General features: G+C 62.5%; 5 protein-coding genes. All 5 read right to left on the reverse strand.

Features of this window, described 5'->3' with window-relative positions; genetic code table 11:
- On the reverse strand, nucleotides 1–359 hold a 359-nt coding region (locus FJ980_RS29565), incomplete at its 3' end, for a recombinase RecT (RefSeq protein ID WP_181181340.1).
- Nucleotide 360: 1 nt separating this feature from the next.
- A complete protein-coding gene (locus tag FJ980_RS29570) occupies nucleotides 361–1,380 on the reverse strand; it encodes a hypothetical protein (RefSeq protein ID WP_140547162.1) in 1,020 nt (339 codons plus the stop codon).
- Between the two features lie 134 nt (nucleotides 1,381–1,514).
- On the reverse strand, nucleotides 1,515–1,760 hold the full coding sequence (locus FJ980_RS29575; RefSeq protein ID WP_140547163.1) for a hypothetical protein: 246 nt from the start codon (nucleotides 1,758–1,760) through the stop codon (nucleotides 1,515–1,517).
- Nucleotides 1,761–1,946 carry a hypothetical protein gene (locus FJ980_RS29580; RefSeq protein ID WP_140547164.1) on the reverse strand — a complete coding sequence of 62 codons (186 nt, stop codon included), beginning with the start codon at nucleotides 1,944–1,946 and terminating at the stop codon, nucleotides 1,761–1,763.
- A complete protein-coding gene (locus tag FJ980_RS29585; RefSeq protein ID WP_140547165.1) occupies nucleotides 1,943–2,731 on the reverse strand; it encodes a hypothetical protein in 789 nt (262 codons plus the stop codon). Before FJ980_RS29585 ends, FJ980_RS29580 begins: the two co-directional genes overlap by 4 nt.
- Nucleotides 2,732–2,866 lie beyond the last annotated feature (135 nt).

The following is a 2,866-nucleotide window of genomic DNA, read 5'->3' on the forward strand; positions in this document are numbered from 1 at the left end:
TTGCGGTATATGCGGCAGCGACAGGAAATCGGGTTGCCATGCTCGTCGTCGGTGAACTCGGTTTCCATGCCGTCGAAAGCCGGGTGCGAGTTCATCAGGTTAAGCCAGCCGTCGATCGAGACGATCGGCACGATGCCGCCACCCTTGGCCGGGAAGGCATAGATTTCCTTCAGGATCGGATCGAGGTCGTATTTGCTGGCGACCAGCATCAGAGCTGCGAACTGCTCATTGGTGTGGTTGGCCGGCATGACGGTGGCGCGCACGGTCTTGGCGAACTGCTCGGGATCCATGTTTCGCTGCGCCGCCATCACGGCGATCAGCGACGGCTTGGCGGTCTCGGTCTTAGTGATGGCGTTCATGTCAGGCGACCTTTGCTTGTTCTTCGGTGGTGATGCCTGGCACCGTCCGGCCGGCATCAATGGCGCGCTGCGCGAGCTTGAACATGCAGTCGTCCAATTCGGGATGGCCATTCAGGAAGCCGAACAGCGCCGCAGGGTCGGTGACCTTGGTGACGATCAGCTTGACCTTGACGCTGGCGGCCTTGCCGTACGTTCCCTTGATGGGCGCTGGCATAGCGGCCACAGGGGCCGGCTCGGGCAGGATCGGCTTCAGCGTTGGCTTTCCCGCCTCGGCGGCCTTCTTTGCCTCGTCCTCGGCCTGCTGGCGGGCGATCTCGGCCTTTCGCTCGGTCTCGCGCTGAAGACGGAGCTTTTCCGTCTCGTAGGCGCTCATGGCGGCGCGGATGCCGTCGGCGGCTTCCTTGGCCGACTTGACCAGTGGTTGCCATTCCTTGTCGATCGCCTTGCCAGCTTCGAAGTGCGGCCGCTTCAGCGCCTCGCGCTTCTTGTCGGCCTCGCCGGAGAGTTCATTGAGCCTGGAGCGCAAGGATTGCGCCTTGGTCAGCATGGCGTCATCGGTGATCTTGGCGTAGGCGTTGGCGCCCTTCTTGGCCGCTTCGATCTGGTCGCGAAGGATTTCGACTTCGCTGATATCGCCCGAGTTGTGGCCGGGAGGCGCCGGCGCAATCTGCGCAGAGACGGTGGCGTCATCATCCGGCCAGCCGCCGTGGTCGGTCGCATGCTTGTAGGCGTCATAGGAAACCGGCATGCGGCAGCAGAACGACCAGACGCGATCCGGCTCGACCTCACGGCCGCCGCGGTAGGCGACCAGTTCGGATGAACCCTCGGGATAGAAGATCGCGACAGGATCGAGCCCGCCAGCCTGGTTGCGGGTGCGGTAATAGCCTTGCTGTGGTTCGTTCTCGTGAACCGGCAGGCTCTTGCCGATTTCCTTCGGATCCTTCAGCGCGGCGAAATACCAGCGCCAGCGGTCGACGATGGCGGACGCTGCGGCGCCAGCGGATTGAAACGTGTCGGTCATTTGAAAACTCCGGTTGGCCCGTCCATTGCGGCGACGACGAGATAGCTGGCGATGGTGAGGAGCAGGGTGGTGCGAGGGTGCGCTGCGAACCAGTCGACAGCGCGGGTTGGCCAGTTGTTCACGGTCGCTCCTCCTCAGAACGGAATGTCGTCGTCAGGCGTGTGTGCCGACGGGTCAGGCTTGATGAGTTTGACGGATTGTGGGCCCATGATCGGCGAGACGACCGCGTCGACCGCCGCGAGAACGATGAACGCTTGACCAGGGTTTTGCCGGCTAAGGCGTTCTGCCTCCGTGCGCGCTGCACCCTTTGACCAATGCTTGTGCAACGGGCTGCCTCGCGACGTGCACCAGACCAGCCAAAACTTCGTGATCGGTTCCATCTAGGCGGCTTCCTTCTGTTCGGCTTCCACCCGGTCGAGCAAAGCCAGCGCGCTATCGGCATGCGCTTTGGCGAGGATCAGGCTGCTCTCGGTGGGGATGAGGTTGCAGAGGCGATCGGTCTGCCAGTGCTCGATCCAAACCTTGAGGCTGGTCAGGTGGTCGCGGAGGGCGTCGTGGCGGGTCATGCTGCGATCCTCCAAAGCGGGAGCGGCATCTGCCATGCTTCAACCGCGCGGGAAGCCGCAGCCTGAACCCGAACGGCGAAGGCCTTTGCTTCGTGCCAAGAGTTCCCGTCGCGGCCTTGCTTGCGAGCTGCGAACGACCAAGCCATGCTATCGGCTGTCGCGAGGAGTTCGCGGACGCCAGGATGCATCAACGCCGTCTGCTTCACTCCGAATCCATGCAGGAGCAGATCGGAACGGACGCGATGGATTGCCGATAGGACCTCAACAATGGCCTCGGGGTCGCCGTTGCTTTTGCAGACCGATCCGACACCGACCCACATTCCATGCGTGAGCCGATCGCCGTACAGAGCGACATGGCGCACATAATCAGTTGGAGCGTAGCCCTGCAAAACCGGCATAACCGGGAACGGGCATTTGCCATTGAACAGGCGGTCCAACTCTGCGTTCAAGGCATCGTAGCGCTCGATGGTCAGCCGCTGATGGTCTAGGATCGTAAGGCCCGTCTTGGCGAGCATGAATGGCTCGCACATGTAGTCTTGCGCAACAGCGGCGGCGATGTCGACGACGCCTGCCGTGTGGAGACGAAAAAGCTCCGCGGCATAGTCCTCGACCCCGTGGCGATAGCCGCCATAGAGGTTCAATTCGGTGAAGGCGCCGCTATCGACCAGCACGCGCCCTGCAACAGGCTTCTTGCGCCGGCGCACTCGGTTGATGCTGATGCAGCAAAGTTCGAAATGCTGAGCGTCGGCTGGCTGGTGGAGTCCAACATAGAACTGGACGCTCATGCGGCCCTCCCGCAATCGCGCAGGGCGCGCATTTCGAGCTCTTCCTCGTCCATCCAAGAACCGAACCTGGCATAGGCGCCAGACAGGGCGATAGCCGCCTTGCGATTGAGCGGGACGATGGTGTCGAGCGCGGCC

Origin of the sequence: Mesorhizobium sp. B1-1-5 (assembly GCF_006443065.1) — a bacterium.
Classification (GTDB): domain Bacteria; phylum Pseudomonadota; class Alphaproteobacteria; order Rhizobiales; family Rhizobiaceae; genus Mesorhizobium.

What these genes read in the sequence shown, in the direction of transcription:
- FJ980_RS29570 (WP_140547162.1), bottom strand. Translation starts at nt 1,380, where the DNA reads ATGACCGACACGTTTCAATCCGCTGGCGCCGCAGCGTCCGCCATCGTC.
- FJ980_RS29575 (WP_140547163.1), bottom strand. Translation starts at nt 1,760, where the DNA reads ATGGAACCGATCACGAAGTTTTGGCTGGTCTGGTGCACGTCGCGAGGC.
- FJ980_RS29580 (WP_140547164.1), bottom strand. Translation starts at nt 1,946, where the DNA reads ATGACCCGCCACGACGCCCTCCGCGACCACCTGACCAGCCTCAAGGTT.
- FJ980_RS29585 (WP_140547165.1), bottom strand. Translation starts at nt 2,731, where the DNA reads ATGAGCGTCCAGTTCTATGTTGGACTCCACCAGCCAGCCGACGCTCAG.